Source organism: Micromonospora inaquosa, from assembly GCF_003857055.1.
GTDB classification, from domain to species: domain Bacteria; phylum Actinomycetota; class Actinomycetes; order Mycobacteriales; family Micromonosporaceae; genus Micromonospora; species Micromonospora inaquosa.
The window spans coordinates 17,282-33,215 of the sequence record NZ_QGSZ01000138.1 but is presented as its reverse complement, the minus strand read 5'-3'; the positions used below and the strand labels follow the sequence as shown (position 1 = coordinate 33,215).

The window sequence follows — 15,934 nt, the reverse complement described above, 5'->3', positions numbered from 1 at the left end:
TGGGTGCCCCGGTCATCACCGGCGTTCGGTGGATCGGGTTTCGGCAGGGGCAGGGCGGGCACTTCCGGGGCCATGGGCACCGACGACACCAGCGAGCCAGCCGCCGCCACGATCACCCCGTACGAGGACGGACCGCTGCTGGTCCGCGGCGACTTCGCGCTGGTCACCCCGGACGGCGAGCGCATCGACGCGCGGCGCGGCACGGTGGCGCTGTGCCGGTGCGGCAAGTCGGCGCTTAAGCCGTTCTGCGACGGCACCCACAAGGCGATCAACTTCCGGGCGGGCACCACCCGCGAGAGCTGACCCCACTCTCCCCGCGCGTGTGGCCCCACCGCGCCGCGTCACCCCACCGCGCGCGTGACCCCACCGCGCCGCCACGCAGCGAAAGTCCACGGATTGGGCCGCACCAGACGCACCTCCCCTTTGCTCTGCACCCGCCCATGCGCCAGTTACGGACCGTGCGCGTAGCCGACCTGATCGCCAACAGCCTGTGCGGACGTGGCGTGGTGCACGGGCGGGTGCAGAGCAAAGGGCGGATTCCGCTCGGCAGGCCGCTGGCCGCCAGCGCGCGCCCGCCCGTCGGCCGACGGCGGGCAGTCGGCCCGCCGGCCCGACAGCGGGCGTCTGCCTGCCGGCCGACAGACGCGTCGGCCCGGGAGCCGACAACGGGCGGCTACCCGCCGGCCCCGCCCGGTGTGGCGTGAGCCGTCGGCTTCGCGGATCTGCGCTGGCCGCTCGGATCAGACGAGCGCGGGCGGGGCCGGCGGGGCCACCGCGGGCGACACGACAAGCGAGACCTTGGGCGGTAGCGCCGGCGGGGCGGGTGCACGCAGCGAGGTGCGGCCGGCGGCCCAGCTGTCCAACAGGTGCGCGGCGAACAACCGGTCCACCGCGAGCCCGGCCGCCGCGCCGAAGAGCACGTCGCCGGCGAGGGCCGGCTCCACGCCGACCAGGCCACCGCACATGTCGTGCGCGGCGATCTGCTCGTGCACCGCGTCGGCCTCGACGTGCTCGTCGTAGAAGCGGGTGGCCAGCTCGTCGAAGCCGAGCCGACGCAGCCCGTTGCCGTAGCGGCGGTTGGGCAGCGAGGACGTCATCTCGAACGCGGCCAGGTGTCCGAGCAGCGCGCCACGCAACCGTCGGTGCAGCCCGAACAGCGACATCAGGTTGTTGGTCGCCAACGTCACCGCCGGTACCGCCTCGACGTGGGCGCCGTACCTGGCGTCCAGGCCCAGCCGGTCGAGGGTGCGCCGGAACAGCTCGGCGTGCATCCGGTCCAGCCGCCCGTTGCCGTACTCGTCGGTCTGGATCTCCACGAGCGCGGCCTTGGCCGGACCGCCGAGCCGGGGCAGCGCCCAGCTGTGCGGGTCCGCCTCACGCAGGTGGTAGACGGAACGGTGGGCGACGAACTCGCGGAACTGGGCAAGGTCCGCGCGCCGTTGCAGCCACGCGGCCAGCGCCGGCCCGTCGTCGGCCGCGACCAGATCGGCCAGACCGGCGGCCACCCCGGCGGCGGGTACCGACGGCACCCCGACCAGCCGACGCAACGCCGCCTCGAAGACCCGTTCGCAGCGGCCACGCAGCGCCAGCAGGGTCGGCTGCCACTCCCACGACTCGTCCACCCCGAGCCAACCCCGGTAGTGCAGCTCGTAGCAGAGGAACAGCGTCAGCTGAAGGTCCTCGTCGAAGATCGGATCCGCCGGGTCGAGGTCGGTGCCGAGACCGGCCGGCAGGTCGTGCGGCGGACGCCGCAACGCCCTGACGACCGCCGCGGAAAGCGGGCCCCGCGCCCTCGGCAGGATCGCCGGACCGTAGCGGCGGTCAGCGGGCTCGGACATCGGACCTCCAGCGTCATCGGGGCCGCTACTCATGCCCTGGTCCCGGGTGGCTAAACGAGATCGTCGGCGGCGATGGTGACCTCCACCTGTTCGCGGACCTTCCGGGCCGCAGCGCCCTCGGCGTACAGGCCCCGCAGGTCGGCGAACGCGGGCTCCGGTGGCGCCAGCGACACCGCCGGGTCGACGACCGCCTCCAGTACGCAGGGACGGTCCGCGGCGAGTGCCTCGTCCCAGGCCGCGCCGACCAGCTCCGGGCGGTCCACCCGCACCCCGTGCAGCCCCAGCAGCCGGGCCCAACCGGCGTACGGCACGTCGGGGCGGCGGTGGGTCGGGTCGGACGACGGCTGCCGCCCGCCACCCATACCGTTCTGGTCCCGGTTGTTGAGCACCAGCACCACCAGCCGAGGGTCGCGCCACCCCTGCCAGAGGTGCGACACGGTGATCAGTTCGGCGAGCCCGTTGAGCTGCATCGCCCCGTCACCGACCAGCGCGACCACCGGTTGGTCCGGGGCGGCGAGCTTGGCCGCCACCGCGTACGGCAGCGCGCAGCCCATCGAGCCGAGGGTGCCGCACAGCTGGGCATTGACCCCGGGCGGCAGGGTGAGGTGCCGGGCGTACCAGTAGAGGACCGAGCCGACGTCGACAGCTACCGCCCCGGCGCCGGGCATTCGCGCGGACAACTCCTGCAGGACGAGCTGCGGGTTGACCGGGTCAGCGGTGGCGGCGACCCGCTCGGCGGCGACCTCCCGCCACCGATCCACCGAACTCTCCACGGTGGCACGCCACTGTTGCTCGGGCCGACCGTGCACCCGGCTCAGCAGCGCCCGCAGGGTCTCGGCGGCGTCACCGACCAGCGGCACGTCGGCCGGGTACCGGGTGCCGATCCGGCGGCCGTCGATGTCGATCTGCACCGTGCGCGCCTGCTCCGGCATCGGGAAGTAGTCGGTCCACGGGTCGTTGGTGCCGACCATCAGCAGCGTGTCGCAGCCACCCATCAGCTCGGCCGCCGCCGGGGTGCCGACCTCGCCGAGCACCCCGGTGTGAAACGGCAGTCGCTCGTCGAGCACCGGCTTGCCCAGCAGGGAGGTGGCCACCCCGGCGCCGAGTCGGTCGGCCATCTCGATGATCTCGGCGGCCGCGTCCCGACCACCCTGACCCACCAGGATCGCGGTCCGCTGTCCGCCGCTGAGCAGCTGCGCGGCGGCGTCCAGGTCGGCCTCGTGCGGCAGGACCCGGGCCAGTGGCTCGCCGGGGGTCGCCGTGATGACCCCGGCGCCGTACGTCTGCGGGTCGGGCACCAGCGCCTCCTGCAACTGCCGGGGCAGCACCACGCAGGTCGGGCTGCGGGTCGCCGCCGCCGTCCGGAACGCCTGGTCCAGCAGCGCCCCCACCTCCTCGGGGCGGCGACCGTACCGGACGAACTGGTTGCACACGTCTGCGAAGAGTCGGCTCAGCCCGATCTCCTGGTGCGCCCCACCGAGCGGCCCCGAGATGTCCTCGCCGACGATGGCCACCACCGGCTTGCTGTCCAACTTGGCGTCGTAGAGGCCATTGAGCAGCTGGACGGCGCTGGGTCCCTGAGTGGCGAGGCAGACCCCGATGCCGCCGGTGAACTTCGCGTGCCCGGCGGCCATGAACGAGGCGGTCTCCTCGTGCCGCGCCGGGATGAACGCCGGCTCCCCGCCGGTGCGGTCCAGCGCGTCGACCAGCGGGGCGATCGCCTCGCCCGGATACCCGAAGGCGCGGGGCACCCGCCAGGCCAGGAGCCGTTCCACCACGACGTCCGCGACCGTTCGGTCAACCATTGCCACGCCCCGGTGTGCTGGGGTCGACGTAGCGCAGTACCGCCCCCACGCCGTCGGTCAGGTCGGGCGCCTCATCGGGGCCGAGCACTGTCAGTGCCGCGTCGGTGCCGACGAGCGCCCGGACCAGTGCCGCGTCGGCGCGTACCCGCTGCGGGTCGGTCACCGACATGGCGGCCAGCTGCCCCGGGTCGACGGCGATCTCGGTGGGTTCCGCGCCGATCCACAGCTCACCGTTGGCCGACGGGTCGTCCACGATGAGCATCATGTCGACCTGGTTGCGTTGCAGGGCCGAGACGACCGCTTCGAGGCCGCCGCCCACGTCCTCCTGCACGCCGAACTTGTCCAACGCGTCGCTGATCCGCTGGTCGGCGATCTCCGCGATGGTCTGCACGGTGAGGTCGTCCAGCATGGTCTGGTCGGCGCCGCCAGCCCGGGAGCCGGCATCGGTGCGTACCACCAGATCCTGCCAGCGCTCCGGCATCTGCGCGGCGATCATTCCGGTGGCCCGGACGTCGCCGGCGACCACCACCACGTCCGCGCCGACCCGGTCGGCCAGCTGCACGGTCGCCGCCGTGACGTCGCCCGCGTTCTGGTGCCACGCCTCCATGGCCGCCCGCTGGTAGCGCGACTGCGACCAGCCGCCGGGCTTCGCCCGCCGCAGCGGGTACTCGTCGCGGCCGGCGACGTGCGCCCGCCGGGGCACCCCACCGGCGCTGACCGCCATGGCGTCGGCGCCGACCCGGTCGGCGACCACCCGGACCCAGGCGACCTGCTCGCCGCGCTGGGCGAGCAGCGGCATCACGTGCGGCAACGGCCCGACGTGGGCCAGGTCCCGCAGTGGTGGCGCGGAGAGGTACTCGGAGAGCACCACCCGGCCGTGACTGGCGAAGACCGCCAGGCCGTAGTCCCCGACCATCGGGTCATGGCCTCGGACCACCCGGTCCAGCGCGGCGATGTCCGCCTCGTCCGCCCCCTGTTCGGCCAGGCTGCGTTCCAGGGCACGCCAGCGCAGATCCAGGGCGGGGTGGGCGTCCTCCGTGTCCGCGGAGGCGTCCAGATACACCGAGCACCACGGCCCGGGACGGTCGTAGAGCGGGCGCAGGAAGGACAGCTGCATGCTCGACCCCTTTCCAGCTCGGCCCCCCGCTTACCCGGGTCGCCGGGGATGTCACCTCGCGGCCGTGAGCCCGTGACCAGGTTTCATTCACGTCGTTCAACCGGAGACGTCGATACGATCTGTGAACACAACAGGACTCTCGGTGGTGGAGATGGACAGCGGACTCGATACTCGACGGATCGTGCACCCGACGGAACGAATCGTCACCGGGCGGCTGATCCGCCTGCTCGACGGCTACACCCGCGAGGTACGCGTCGGTCAACCGGTGCTGGTGGCGGTGCTCGCCGCGGCGGCCTTCGCCCGGCTGCCCGCCCTGCTGCTGCGCTCGCTCTTCTCCTTCGGCGGTGGCGGCACCCGGCGGCGTTGGAAGGAGCTGAAGCAGGGCCCGGAATACTTGGTCACCCCGGTGCGGCTCCGTAACACCGCCGGTCAGCTCTGCGAGGTGGAGCTGCACGGTCACCTGCCGCAGAGCGCCCTGCACCCGGCGGATCAGGTGCAGCTCACCCTGCGCCCGCAACGCGACCCGGAGTTGCCGCCCCGGATCGAGCGGATCGTCAACCTCACCACCGGGCAGTTGCTGACCCCGCGTACCGCGACGCTCTGGTCGCACCTCGGGCCGCCGCTGCTGTTGCAGGCGTTCCTGGGCGCGCTGCTGCTGGCCGGCGTGGTGGCCTGCTCCGCGCTGACCTGATCGGTGCGGCGGGTTCGCCCCCCGTTCGGCGGCTCAGCCGACCGGGGCGGGCTCGCGGGCCGGTTGCCGGTCGACGCCGAGCATTCCCCGGCGGCGGGCCCAGCGCTCGAAGGCCAGGGTGGCGAAGGGCGGCACCGCGCTGGCCAGGGCCACCGCCGTGGCCAGCAGACTCCACCGGTGCGACCGGGCCACGGCCAGCACCAGCAGGACGTACGCGACGAACAGGCCGCCGTGGATCGGTCCGAAGATCTTGACGCCCAGCTCGTTGTCGGTCGGGCCGTACTTGACCAGCATGCCGACCAGCAGGGCCAGCCAGGAGCAGGCCTCGGCGATCGCCGCCGCGACGAACAGCCGGGTCACCTTCTCGCGCATTCGCACGCCACCACCTCTCGGACGGCAATGCTATCGGTCTGCTCTGTTCGGGGTGGCGGGACGGGCACGTGGGTAGGAAAGGGCCGTCGGGTCTTCCCCCGCCCGCCGATCACGTGCGAGGTTAGGGGGACCAGCGGTGACGGGGTGGTGACCATGGGCGAGGACGTCGGCGTGCGAACCTTCAGTCGAGAGGATCGGGCCCGCTATCGCGACAAGGTCCGACGCTGCCTGGATGTCTTCGCCGAGATGCTGCGCGAGTCGCGCTTCGACCTCGACCGGCCGATGACCGGCGTCGAGATCGAGCTGAATCTGGTCGACGAGTCGTCGAATCCGGCGATGCGCAACGCCGACGTGCTGGCGGCCATCGAGGACCCGAGCTTCCAGACCGAGTTGGGCCAGTTCAACGTCGAGATCAACGTGCCGCCGCGCCGGCTGACCGGCACCGGCACGGCCGACTTCGAGGAGTACGTGCGGGCCAGCCTCAACGCCGCCGAGGTCAAGGCTCGGACGATCGGCGCGCACATGGTCATGATCGGCATCCTGCCGACGTTGCGCCCCGAGCATCTGACCGCCGAGACGCTCTCGGCCAACCCGCGCTACAAGCTGCTCAACGAGCAGATCTTCGCGGCCCGGGGCGAGGATCTGCCGATCGCCATCAGCGGGGTGGAGCGCCTGGCGGTCACCGCTGACACGATCACCCCGGAGGCGGCCTGCACCAGCACCCAGTTCCACCTGCAGGTCAGCCCGGCACAGTTCGCCGACTACTGGAACGCCGCCCAGGCGGTGGCCGGCATCCAGGTCGCGGTCGGCGCGAACTCGCCGCTGTTCTTCGGCCGGGAGTTGTGGCGCGAGACCCGCATTCCACTGTTCCAGCAGGCCACCGACACCCGGTCGGAAGAGATCAAAGCCCAGGGGGTACGCCCCCGGGTCTGGTTCGGTGAACGCTGGATCACCAGCGTGTTCGACCTGTTCGAGGAGAACGTGCGCTACTTTCCGGCGCTTCTGCCGGTCTGCGACCCGGAGGACCCGGCGCAGGCCCTCGCGGCCGGCGAGGTGCCCAACCTGGCCGAGTTGCGCCTGCACAACGGCACCGTCTACCGGTGGAACCGCCCGGTGTACGACGTGTCGCGCGGCCGACCACATCTGCGGGTGGAAAATCGGGTGCTGCCGGCCGGTCCGACCGTGCTGGACACCATCGCCAACGGCGCCTTCTACTTCGGACTGGTTCGTGCCCTCGCCGAATCGGACCGGCCGCTGTGGTCGCAGATGTCGTTCAGCGCCGCCGAGGAGAACTTCACCGGCTGCGCCCGGCACGGCATCGACGCGCAGGTCTTCTGGCCCGGTCTGGGCTATCTGCCGGTCACCGAGTTGGTGTTGCGCCGGTTGCTGCCGATGGCGCATCACGGCCTGGACCGGTGGGGGCTCGACCCGACCGAGCGTGACCGGCTGCTCGGCATCATCGAGCAGCGCTGTCTGACCGGCCGTAACGGCGCGACCTGGCAGGTGGAGACGCTGCACCGGTTGGAGTCGGCCGACCACCTGGACCGGCCGGCGGCGCTGCGCGAGGTGGTCCGGCACTATGTGGACCTGATGCACAGCAACCGGCCGGTGCACGAGTGGCCGATTCCGTGAGCGCCCCGGGAACCCGATCGGCGCGGGGGCTCAGCCTCGTGGGGTGGGAACACCGAAGAGATCGATGATGCCGCCGGGAAGTTGGGCGAGCAGGTCGTGCCGCTCGTCGTCATTGAGCGCCTCGGCGACGGTACGCAACACCGCCTGGGCGTGTTGACGCACCTGGTCTGCGTTCGCGACCTGTTCGCGGTCGCCGACCATCTTCAGGAACTCGCCGACGTCCCACCGGCGGCCCTGCGGATTGCGAGTGACGGAGGCGTTCAGCCGCTCCGGTAGCTGTGCGGCCAGGTTGTCTGCCTCCTGTCCGGCGAGCCGTTCACCGAGCACCGACAGGACGGCCTGCACGGACCGCACGGCCTCGTTCTCACCGAGGCCCGCGCGCTGTCGTACCGTGGCGATCATCTGCTCGTAGTCCATGCCCCGCTCCTTCGGTCTCGTCGGCATGCCGTCTGGCCTACCTGCGGACGAACGGGGCGAGTTCCCACGCTCTCCGGCGACAAACGGGTCACGCGCGGACCCGGACTTCCCGCCTCTTCGAGGACTCTGACGGTGGAGCCGGGAGTCCGCCCGCGCTAGGGCTCAGACCTGCGGCGTCGGGTCCCAGGGGGACGGGTCGTCGCGCAACCGGCTGTACAGGTAGCCGTCGCGCCACTGGCCAGCCCGGAACTCGCAGGCCCGGATGACGCCCTCGAGCTGGAAACCGGCCTTCTCCATAGCCGTCGACGGCGAACCTCCGCGCCGGCGCCCCGGCGTCCCGGAAGCCGGCCCAGTCCAGACCGATCAGGCCCGGCTCGGTGCAGAACCGCCGGAACATCGCCAGGTCGGGCTCGGCAACCGGCCGCAACCGGACGGTGAGGTCGGCCGAGACCCGCGCCGACGTGCCACCACTCTCCATGGCGACACGCTAGCTCGCCGCGGCTGGCGGCTGGCGCCTGCGCATCGACAGCGTCCTGCGGTGGTGGCCGAGGTGAGGGTCGGGTCCTTTGGAGCTGAATCGTTCACGACATCGCCCACCCGGATCATTGACGACATCACATATCCGGCCGCTCGACTCCGAGGCGAAGGCACCCCCAGGCCAGCCGGGCTGATTCGTTTACGGCATCAGCTCCAAAGACAGCGCTACTACTCACTCCCCCGCCGGCAGCGCCCACCCGGTCAGACCTTGAGCAGCACCTTCGTGCAGTCGTCCTGCTTCTTCTGGAAGATCTTGTAGCCCTTCGGGGCGTCGCGCAGCGGCATCCGGTGGCTGACGATGAAGCTGGGGTCGATCTCGCCGCGCTGGATGCGTTCCAGCAGCGGCCGGGTGTAGCGCTGGACGTGACACTGACCGGTCCGCATGATCAGCGACCGGTTCATGAACGCGCCCATCGGGAACTTGTCGACGAAGCCGCCGTACGCGCCGACGACCGAGACCACCCCGCCCGAGCGGCAGGCCAGGATCGCCTGGCGCAGCGCGAACGGCCGTTCCGTCTCGACCCGCGCGGCCTGCTTGGCCCGGTCGTACGCGTACATGGCGGCGTTGCCGTGGTGGCTCTCCAGGCCCACCGCGTCGATGCACGCGTCGGGGCCCCGACCGGCTGTCATCTCGTTGAGCGTGTCCAGCACGTCGACTTCGTCATAGTTGATCGTCTCCGCGTCGATGTGTTCCTCGGCCAACCGCAGCCGGTACGGGTATCGGTCGATGACGATCACCCGTTCCGCGCCGAGCAGCCGGGCGCTGGCCGCGGCGAGCAGCCCGACCGGGCCGGCGCCCCAGACGGCGATCACCTGCCCGGGTTTGATGTCGCACATCTCGGCGCCCATGTAGCCGGTGGGGAACACGTCGGCCAGCATGACCGCCTGGTCGTCGCTGATCTCGTCGGGCACCTTGATCGGGCCGACGTCGGCGAACGGCACCCGGGCGTACTCGGCCTGACCGCCGGCGTACCCGCCGAGCAGGTGGGAGTAGCCGAAGATGCCGGCCGGTGAGTGCCCCATGATCTTCTCGGCGATCCCGGCGTTGGGGTTGGAGTTCTCGCAGACCGAGTAGAGGCCGCGCTGGCAGGAGGAGCAGTGCCCGCAGGCGATGGGGAAGGGCACCACCACCCGGTCGCCGGGGGCGAGGTTGCGGACCTGGGGGCCCACCTCCACCACCTCGCCCATGAACTCGTGGCCGAGGATGTCGCCCTTGCGCATCGCGGGGATGTAGCCGTGGTAGAGGTGCAGGTCTGAGCCGCAGATCGCGGTGGTGCTGATCCGGACGATCGCGTCCCGGGCGTTCATGATCTTCGGGTCGGGCACGTCGATGACCTTGACGCTGTCGGCGCCCATCCAGGCGGTGGCCTTCATTCTCGGTCCCTTTCGGAGCTCGGACGATCAGCGACGGGACGCCGGCAGCGGCTGGGCGGGACGCTGCATGGCCTGTTGGCGTACGGAGATGCCGTTGGGGCTGCCATCGGAGCGGACCACCTCGCCGGTCTCCAGCACCTGCTTGAACCGGCGCAGGTCGTCGCGGACCTGCTGCTCGGGTTCCTCGCCGAACAGCTTCGCCACCGCCCGACCGAGCGCGCCGGCCGGCGGCGCGTAACGCAACTCCACCCGCACCTCGGTGCCCCGGTCGCCGGGCGCGGGCACGAACCGGACCCGGCCGGCGTTGGCCACGCCGGTGCCCGGCAGCGAACGCCAGGTGATGGACTTGTTCGGCTGGTCGTCGATGATTTCGGCGTCCCATTCGACGCGTTTCCCGGCCGGACCACGGGCGATCCAGTGCGAACGGCGCAGGTCGTCGGCGCGTACGGATTCCAGGTGCGCCATGAACCGGGGCAGGTTCTCCATGTCCCGCCAGAACCGGTACGCCTCGGCGGGCGACCGGTTCACCGTCACCGCGATCTCCATCCGGATCACCCGGGCACGGGCCCGTCGAGCCCTGGCGACGCGTACGGCGGCGAGCACGTCGACGGCGGTGATGCCGGCGATGGCGAGGGTGGTCAGCGCGACCCGGTGGCGGCGTTCGCCGCTGCGGTCGGCCAGGGCCCGCCCGAGCAGGGTGAGGTCCATCGCGTCGCCGGCCACCCGACTCCAGGCCCAGCCGGCCGGACGTCGACCGCTGAGCAGGCCGGCGGCGCTGCCCAGTTCCCGCAGGCCGATGGCGGTGAGCACGGGCCGAGCGGCCGGGGCGTCGTCCACTCCCGTCATCCGCGCGACGGGTCCGGGCGCGGCCAGGGCGCCCACGCCCAGGGCCAGGCTCAGCAGGCCGAGCGCGCTCGGCAGCGTCGCGGGCACCGGCCCGTCCAGCTCCGGCAGGAGCACAGTGTCGACACGACTCATGTCCGGTCCTTTCGGGTGGGCGTCGCCGTCGGTCCGCTGCCGGGGGCAGCGGTGGTCCCGCCCCGTGACGCTATGTCGTAGAGGTGCCGCACGCGCCAGGTTCCGGGTAGAACGTCCGATCCGGGCGGCGTGGACGGTTATCCGGTCGGCAACGGTCGCGATAGCGACATTGACTGAAATGGATCACTGCCGACGGTTACCGTCGGCCGACCCGCCGCACCGTCGGAAGGACACCCCCATGAGCCGCGCACTCCTGCGCACCCTGACCGCCACCGTCGCCGTCGCCCTGCTCGTCGTGCAGGCCGCCGCGCCGGCCACCGCGGGTCCACCCGGGTCGTCCGCGCCTGGCGGCGTCCGGACGGTGGTGCGCGACGCGGCGACCGGCGCGCCGGTCCCCCGGGCCTGCGCCGCGCTCGTCCCGGTGGACGCCGCCGCGTTGGCGGCGGTCACCCTCGGCGAGGACCAGCTCGGGCGGTACGCGGGCTGCGCCGACGAGCAGGGTGTCCTGGTGGCCGGCGATGTCGCCCCGGGGAGGTACCGGCTGCTGGTGCGCCCCTACGACACGACGACCCACGGCTGGCAGTGGGTGGGCCGGCACGGCGGCACCGGTGACCGCGAGCAGGCGCGGGTGGTCCAGGTGCGTGCTGGTGCGGTGACCGGGGTGCCGGACGTCCGGCTCGACCCGCCCGGCACCGTCGTCGGGGTGGTGACCGACGCGGCGACGGGCGCGCCAGTCTCCCGCGCCCGGGTCATGGTGGTGCCCTACGTGCCGGATCCGAAGTACGACGACCACGGCCCGATGACCGACGAGGACGGCCGCTACACGATCACCGGCCTCGGCCCGTACCACTGGCCTGTGCAGTTCGCCGCCGCCGGCCTGGCGACCGTCTGGTCCGGTGGGGTGGGCAGTCGTCAGCAGGCGCGGCCGGTGCGGGTCCGCGCCCAGCAGACGGCGACCCTGAATCAGGCGCTGCCCGCCGGAACACCGCTCAGTGGTGCGGTACGGGTCGACGAGCTGCTCACCTACGCCCAGGTGGTCGCGTTCGACGCGGCCACCGGGGATCTGGCCGGCGTGGCGGACGTGGGCAGCGATTACGCCCTGCGCCTGCTCCCCGGCCAGCGGGTGAAGCTGCGTTGCGACTGCGCGTACACCCCGCCGGTCTGGCACTGCGACGCCGCCGGCTTCGACGCCGCGATTCCCGTGCGGGTCCGGCGGGCGCCGGTCGTGGTGGACTTCAACCTCGGCTGACCCGGCTGCTCGCTCGCCCCGGGAACGAGGGATGCCGCCTGGCGTTAGGAGTTGCCCGGATCGGGTAGCCGGCATCCCTCTTACCAGCGCCCGAGGGGGTGGGATGTCGGAGGCCAGCGCCTTCTTCGAGCGGTTGTCGGTCGCCGGCCGGGATCCACGGTTCAGCAAGGTCTGCGGGAGCGTGCGGTTCGACATCCGCGACGGCGGCCACCTGGAGCAGTGGCGGCTGGACATCGATCATGGTGAGCTACGGGTGACCAGAAACGGTGGTCCCGCCACCACGGTGGTCAACGTTTCCGCGCAGTTCGCGGACGCGATGGCGCGGGGCGAGGTGAATGGCCTGGCGGCGATCGCCCGGGGCGAGATCATGGTCGACGGTGATCTCGCTCTGGCGTTACGCATCGGGCGGCTGTTTCCGCGAACGTCCGGGCCGCCTCAGCGCCACGATTCCGACGCGGGGACGTGACCGATGAGGGACATCGCGGGCACCGTGGCGTGCATCGACGGGAACACCTTCATGGTGTCCGACGCCAGCGGGGACGTGGGGTCGTCCTCGGGCACCCCGGTCGGCCTCTTCGCCGCCGACACGCGCTTCCTGTCCCGCTGGAGGCTCACCGTCGACGGCGAGTGCATGACAGCGCTGTCGGTGGACGACAGCGAGTACTTCGAGATCACGTTCTTCGCGGTGCCGGGCGAGGCGGTGGACTACGTGGAGGCGGACGTGTCGGCCATTCGGCGCAGGCGCATCGGCCCGGATCTCACCGAGTCGGTCACGATCTTCAATTACGGCGAGCGGGACATGACGCTCAACGTGCGACTGGAGGTGGAGGCGGACTTCGCCGACATTTTCGAGATCAAGTTCGACGTCGGTGACAAGGTCGGCGCCCACTACACCCGCGTCGGCCCGAACGAGTTGCGACTGGGCTACCGGCGCGGCACCTACCGACGTGAGGTTGTCGTGTCGGCGAGTGAGCCCGCGGAGTACGACCCGGGCGGCCTTCGGTTCGCGGTCCGGCTCCGCCCGGGGCAGCAGTGGTCGACCCGGTTGCAGGCCGTCATGCTGGCGCTGCGCCCGGACGGCGTCGACCTGCGCGCCGCCCTGCGCGCCCAACGGCCGAACGACTCCACCCTGCCCACGAGCATGCGGGACTGGGTCGCGGCGGCCCCGACCCTGGACACCGAGAGCGTCGGCCTCCAGCAGGTCTACCACCGCAGCCTGGTGGATTTGGCGGCGCTGCGCTTCGCCCCGCTCTCCCTCGGCGGCGAGAGCGTGCCTGCGGCCGGGTTGCCCTGGTTCATGACCCTGTTCGGCCGCGACAGCCTGTTGACCTGCCTGCAGACCCTGCCCGTCACACCGTCGCTGACCCCACCGACACTGCGGATCCTCGCGTCGCTGCAGGGCGCCCGGACCGACGACGTGCTGGAGGAGGACCCGGGCCGAATCCTGCACGAGCTGCGCTACGGGGAGTCGGCCGCGTTCGAGGAGCAGCCGCACTCCCCCTACTACGGCACCGTGGACGCGTCACCGCTGTTCGTGGTGCTGCTCGACGAGTACGAGCGGTGGAGCGGCGACACCGCACTGGTGCTGGAGTTGGAGCAGGAGGCTCGCGCGGCGCTGACCTGGATCGACAGGTACGCGGACCTGACCGACACCGGCTACGTGTGGTACCGGCGACGTAACCGCGTCACCGGCCTGGACAACCAGTGCTGGAAGGACTCCTGGGACAGCATCTCCTACGCCGACGGCCGGCTGCCGGGCTTCCCGAGGGCCACCTGCGAAACCCAGGGGTACGCCTACGACGCCAAGATCAGAGGAGCGAGGCTGGCCCGTACCGTCTGGGGTGATCCTGCCTACGCCGAGCGGCTGGAGAGCGAGGCGGCGGCCCTGTACGACCGGTTCAACCGGGATTTCTGGCTTGCGGACCGCGGCTTCTACGCCCTCGCGCTCGACCACGACGGCACCCCCGTGGACAGCCTGTCGTCCAACATCGGCCACCTGCTCTGGAGCGGCATCGTGCCGCCGGAGCGGGCTCCCCGGGTGGTCGAGCACCTGATGGGTCCGGCGCTCTTCTCCGGTTGGGGTGTGCGGACGTTCGCCGAGGGGCAGCGCCGCTACAACCCGCTCGGCTACCACAACGGCACGGTCTGGCCGTTCGACAACTCCTTCATCGCCTGGGGTCTACGCCGTTACGGCTTCGCCAACGAGGCGGCCCGCATCGCCGAGGGCATCCTCTCCGCGGCCACCTACTTCGAGGGTCGGCTACCCGAGGCGTTCGGCGGGTTCGACCGCGACACCACCAAGTTTCCGATTCGCTACCCGACCGCCGGCAGCCCGCAGGCGTGGTCCAGCGGTGCCACGATGCTGCTGATCCGCACCATGCTCGGTATCAACCCGCACGAGGATCACCTGGCCGTGGACCCCGCGCTGCCCACCGCCTTCGGGCGGATCGCGCTCCTGGACATCCCCGGCCGGTGGGGCAAGCGCGACGCCTTCGCCCGCCAACGCCCCGACCAGCGCTAGCGGCATGGTCAGCTGCGCCGGTTGCCGGTTGGGTGCCCGATGACGGACGGCCCCCACGCGGAGAGTGGGGGCCGTCCGTCATCACACCCGACCCGATCGGGCCACGATGATCAGAGAACCATGGTGACGCCGTGCGCCTTGCACGCGGTGCTGATCTCCTTGCCGACCTTCTCGAAGGCCGGATTGTCGGCGGCGGCCGCCGGGTCCGCCGCGGCTGCGGCCTTCGCGGCCTCGGCGCCGAACGCTCGCAGGGAATCGGCCAGCTTGCCGTCACCGGTGGAGGCGATCGTGGTCACCTTCTGCTCCAGCTCGGTCAGGATCTTCTTGAAGTCCGCCGCCGACGCGTCGCCGGTCGTGGCGACCTTCACCAGCTCGGCCCGCATCTCGTCGCCGGCCTTCTTCACCGACTCGCAGATCTGCTTGTCGCTGGCGCCGCCCGCCCCGGCGGACGAGGCCGGCGTGGCGGCGGCGGATGTGACCGCGGAGGACGGGGCTGCGGACGTCGGGACGGGGGTCGTGGATCCGGCGTTCGTCGCCTTGTCACCGTCGCCACAGGCGGCGAGCGCCGTCGTGGCGGCAAGGATCAACAGGGCGGAGGTCAGACGAGATGGCTTCACGGACGCGCACGATAGCCGACACCCCAAGGGTTGATCAATTCGTCCGGCGTCAGCGCCGAAGCCGGAGCACCGCCACTGGACGGCCACCATTGTGGATGGCGGGCTCCGCCGGCGGCGCTGCGCCCGTTTTCGGGGTGGCCCCCGAGGTGGTGTCGTCGCCGGTAGCGCTCATCCTCCCTGCTGTTCGTGCGAACAATGGAAGACCTCAAGGTAACCATCGACGCCGATGACGGAAACCCCTTGTTAAATTGTTCCGGTGACCTCAAACTCGCATCAAAGGAGGCTTTGACAAATGTGACGACGACGCTCCCATCTAACCGTTAAGGACCGTCCCGCGCTCCTCTACCACCGGACGAGACAGGGAACGCGCGCCGACGTACGATGTCCCTATGGGACTGGCTGGAGCATCAATCGTGCTGGCAGTGGCCGCTGTGGTGGGGGTGTCGATGGCTGTGGCCGGGGCTGTGACACGGCACCGGCGCCGACGCCGCTGACACACCTCTCCGCAGTGGTGTGAGGCTGCCGAGCGCCATTGCTCGCGCTGAAGTTCAGCGTGGATCGCGCTATCATCAGGCGATGACCATCATGCTCATAGTCGGATTGTTTTCCGTGGTGGCTGGCGCGCTACTGGCGTGGCGACCCATTGGAATGGCCCGCCTGGCAGGTCATTTCGGCCTGGTCAAATACGACTCGGCAAGAACTTCCGAATATCGGCTCACCGGAATGGTGATGGCCGCAATCGGGCTGGCGCTGACCGCGGTGGGCCTCCTCCTCTGAGGCGACGAC

The 15,934-nt window shown here is 71.3% G+C and carries 16 protein-coding genes; 7 read left to right on the top strand and 9 right to left on the bottom strand.

The window, feature by feature from the left end:
* On the top strand, positions 1 to 303 hold a 303-nt coding region (locus DLJ59_RS05280), incomplete at its 5' end, for a CDGSH iron-sulfur domain-containing protein (RefSeq protein ID WP_279635726.1).
* A gap of 437 nt (positions 304 to 740) precedes the next feature.
* Here DLJ59_RS05280 and DLJ59_RS05275 read toward each other — a convergent pair.
* The 3 genes from DLJ59_RS05275 to DLJ59_RS05265 are packed head-to-tail and all read right to left on the bottom strand — an operon-like array spanning position 741 to position 4,760.
* Positions 741 to 1,838, bottom strand: a complete 1,098-nt coding sequence (locus DLJ59_RS05275) for an iron-containing redox enzyme family protein (protein WP_124771376.1) — start codon at positions 1,836 to 1,838, stop codon at positions 741 to 743.
* A 50-nt stretch (positions 1,839 to 1,888) separates the two neighbouring features.
* Positions 1,889 to 3,643, bottom strand: coding sequence for a thiamine pyrophosphate-binding protein (locus DLJ59_RS05270; protein ID WP_124771375.1), 1,755 nt, complete (start codon positions 3,641 to 3,643; stop codon positions 1,889 to 1,891).
* Positions 3,636 to 4,760 (bottom strand): baeRF2 domain-containing protein, encoded by a 1,125-nt coding sequence (locus DLJ59_RS05265; protein ID WP_124771374.1) that lies wholly within the window; start codon positions 4,758 to 4,760, stop codon positions 3,636 to 3,638. The genes DLJ59_RS05270 and DLJ59_RS05265 overlap by 8 nt, the downstream gene beginning before the upstream one ends.
* Before the next feature lie 142 nt (positions 4,761 to 4,902).
* On the opposite strand from DLJ59_RS05265, the gene DLJ59_RS05260 reads away from it, so the two are divergent.
* Positions 4,903 to 5,451 (top strand): hypothetical protein, encoded by a 549-nt coding sequence (locus DLJ59_RS05260; RefSeq protein ID WP_208648561.1) that lies wholly within the window; start codon positions 4,903 to 4,905, stop codon positions 5,449 to 5,451.
* Between the two features lie 33 nt (positions 5,452 to 5,484).
* On the opposite strand, the gene DLJ59_RS05255 is transcribed toward DLJ59_RS05260, so the two are convergent.
* Positions 5,485 to 5,823 (bottom strand): DUF3817 domain-containing protein, encoded by a 339-nt coding sequence (locus DLJ59_RS05255; RefSeq protein ID WP_124771381.1) that lies wholly within the window; start codon positions 5,821 to 5,823, stop codon positions 5,485 to 5,487.
* Between the two features lie 153 nt (positions 5,824 to 5,976).
* Here DLJ59_RS05255 and DLJ59_RS05250 point away from each other — a divergent pair, with 153 nt between their 5' ends.
* Positions 5,977 to 7,455 carry a glutamate-cysteine ligase family protein gene (locus tag DLJ59_RS05250; RefSeq protein ID WP_124771372.1) on the top strand — a complete coding sequence of 493 codons (1,479 nt, stop codon included), beginning with the start codon at positions 5,977 to 5,979 and terminating at the stop codon, positions 7,453 to 7,455.
* Positions 7,456 to 7,485: 30 nt separating this feature from the next.
* Here the strand turns inward: DLJ59_RS05250 and DLJ59_RS05245 are convergent, their stop codons facing one another.
* The 4 genes from DLJ59_RS05245 to DLJ59_RS05230 all read right to left on the bottom strand — a co-directional run bounded on the left by DLJ59_RS05245 (position 7,486) and on the right by DLJ59_RS05230 (position 10,761).
* On the bottom strand, positions 7,486 to 7,872 hold the full coding sequence (locus DLJ59_RS05245) for a DUF2267 domain-containing protein (protein ID WP_158630784.1): 387 nt from the start codon (positions 7,870 to 7,872) through the stop codon (positions 7,486 to 7,488).
* A gap of 162 nt (positions 7,873 to 8,034) precedes the next feature.
* On the bottom strand, positions 8,035 to 8,169 hold the full coding sequence (locus DLJ59_RS37220) for a GNAT family N-acetyltransferase (protein ID WP_244235830.1): 135 nt from the start codon (positions 8,167 to 8,169) through the stop codon (positions 8,035 to 8,037).
* 441 nt (positions 8,170 to 8,610) lie between these two features.
* Positions 8,611 to 9,783 carry a zinc-dependent alcohol dehydrogenase gene (locus DLJ59_RS05235; RefSeq protein WP_124771370.1) on the bottom strand — a complete coding sequence of 391 codons (1,173 nt, stop codon included), beginning with the start codon at positions 9,781 to 9,783 and terminating at the stop codon, positions 8,611 to 8,613.
* 27 nt (positions 9,784 to 9,810) lie between these two features.
* Complete coding sequence (locus tag DLJ59_RS05230) at positions 9,811 to 10,761, bottom strand: SRPBCC family protein (RefSeq protein ID WP_124771369.1); 951 nt, start codon at positions 10,759 to 10,761, stop codon at positions 9,811 to 9,813.
* 238 nt (positions 10,762 to 10,999) lie between these two features.
* Here DLJ59_RS05230 and DLJ59_RS05225 point away from each other — a divergent pair, with 238 nt between their 5' ends.
* The 3 genes from DLJ59_RS05225 to DLJ59_RS05215 all read left to right on the top strand — a co-directional run bounded on the left by DLJ59_RS05225 (position 11,000) and on the right by DLJ59_RS05215 (position 14,531).
* Positions 11,000 to 12,010, top strand: a complete 1,011-nt coding sequence (locus DLJ59_RS05225; RefSeq protein ID WP_124771368.1) for a carboxypeptidase-like regulatory domain-containing protein — start codon at positions 11,000 to 11,002, stop codon at positions 12,008 to 12,010.
* 103 nt (positions 12,011 to 12,113) lie between these two features.
* Positions 12,114 to 12,476 (top strand): SCP2 sterol-binding domain-containing protein, encoded by a 363-nt coding sequence (locus DLJ59_RS05220; RefSeq protein WP_158630783.1) that lies wholly within the window; start codon positions 12,114 to 12,116, stop codon positions 12,474 to 12,476.
* A gap of 3 nt (positions 12,477 to 12,479) precedes the next feature.
* Positions 12,480 to 14,531, top strand: coding sequence for an amylo-alpha-1,6-glucosidase (locus DLJ59_RS05215; RefSeq protein WP_124771366.1), 2,052 nt, complete (start codon positions 12,480 to 12,482; stop codon positions 14,529 to 14,531).
* Between the two features lie 110 nt (positions 14,532 to 14,641).
* On the opposite strand, the gene DLJ59_RS36235 is transcribed toward DLJ59_RS05215, so the two are convergent.
* Complete coding sequence (locus DLJ59_RS36235; protein ID WP_158630782.1) at positions 14,642 to 15,148, bottom strand: hypothetical protein; 507 nt, start codon at positions 15,146 to 15,148, stop codon at positions 14,642 to 14,644.
* A gap of 576 nt (positions 15,149 to 15,724) precedes the next feature.
* On the opposite strand from DLJ59_RS36235, the gene DLJ59_RS05205 reads away from it, so the two are divergent.
* A complete protein-coding gene (locus DLJ59_RS05205; RefSeq protein WP_124771365.1) occupies positions 15,725 to 15,925 on the top strand; it encodes a hypothetical protein in 201 nt (66 codons plus the stop codon).
* Positions 15,926 to 15,934 lie beyond the last annotated feature (9 nt).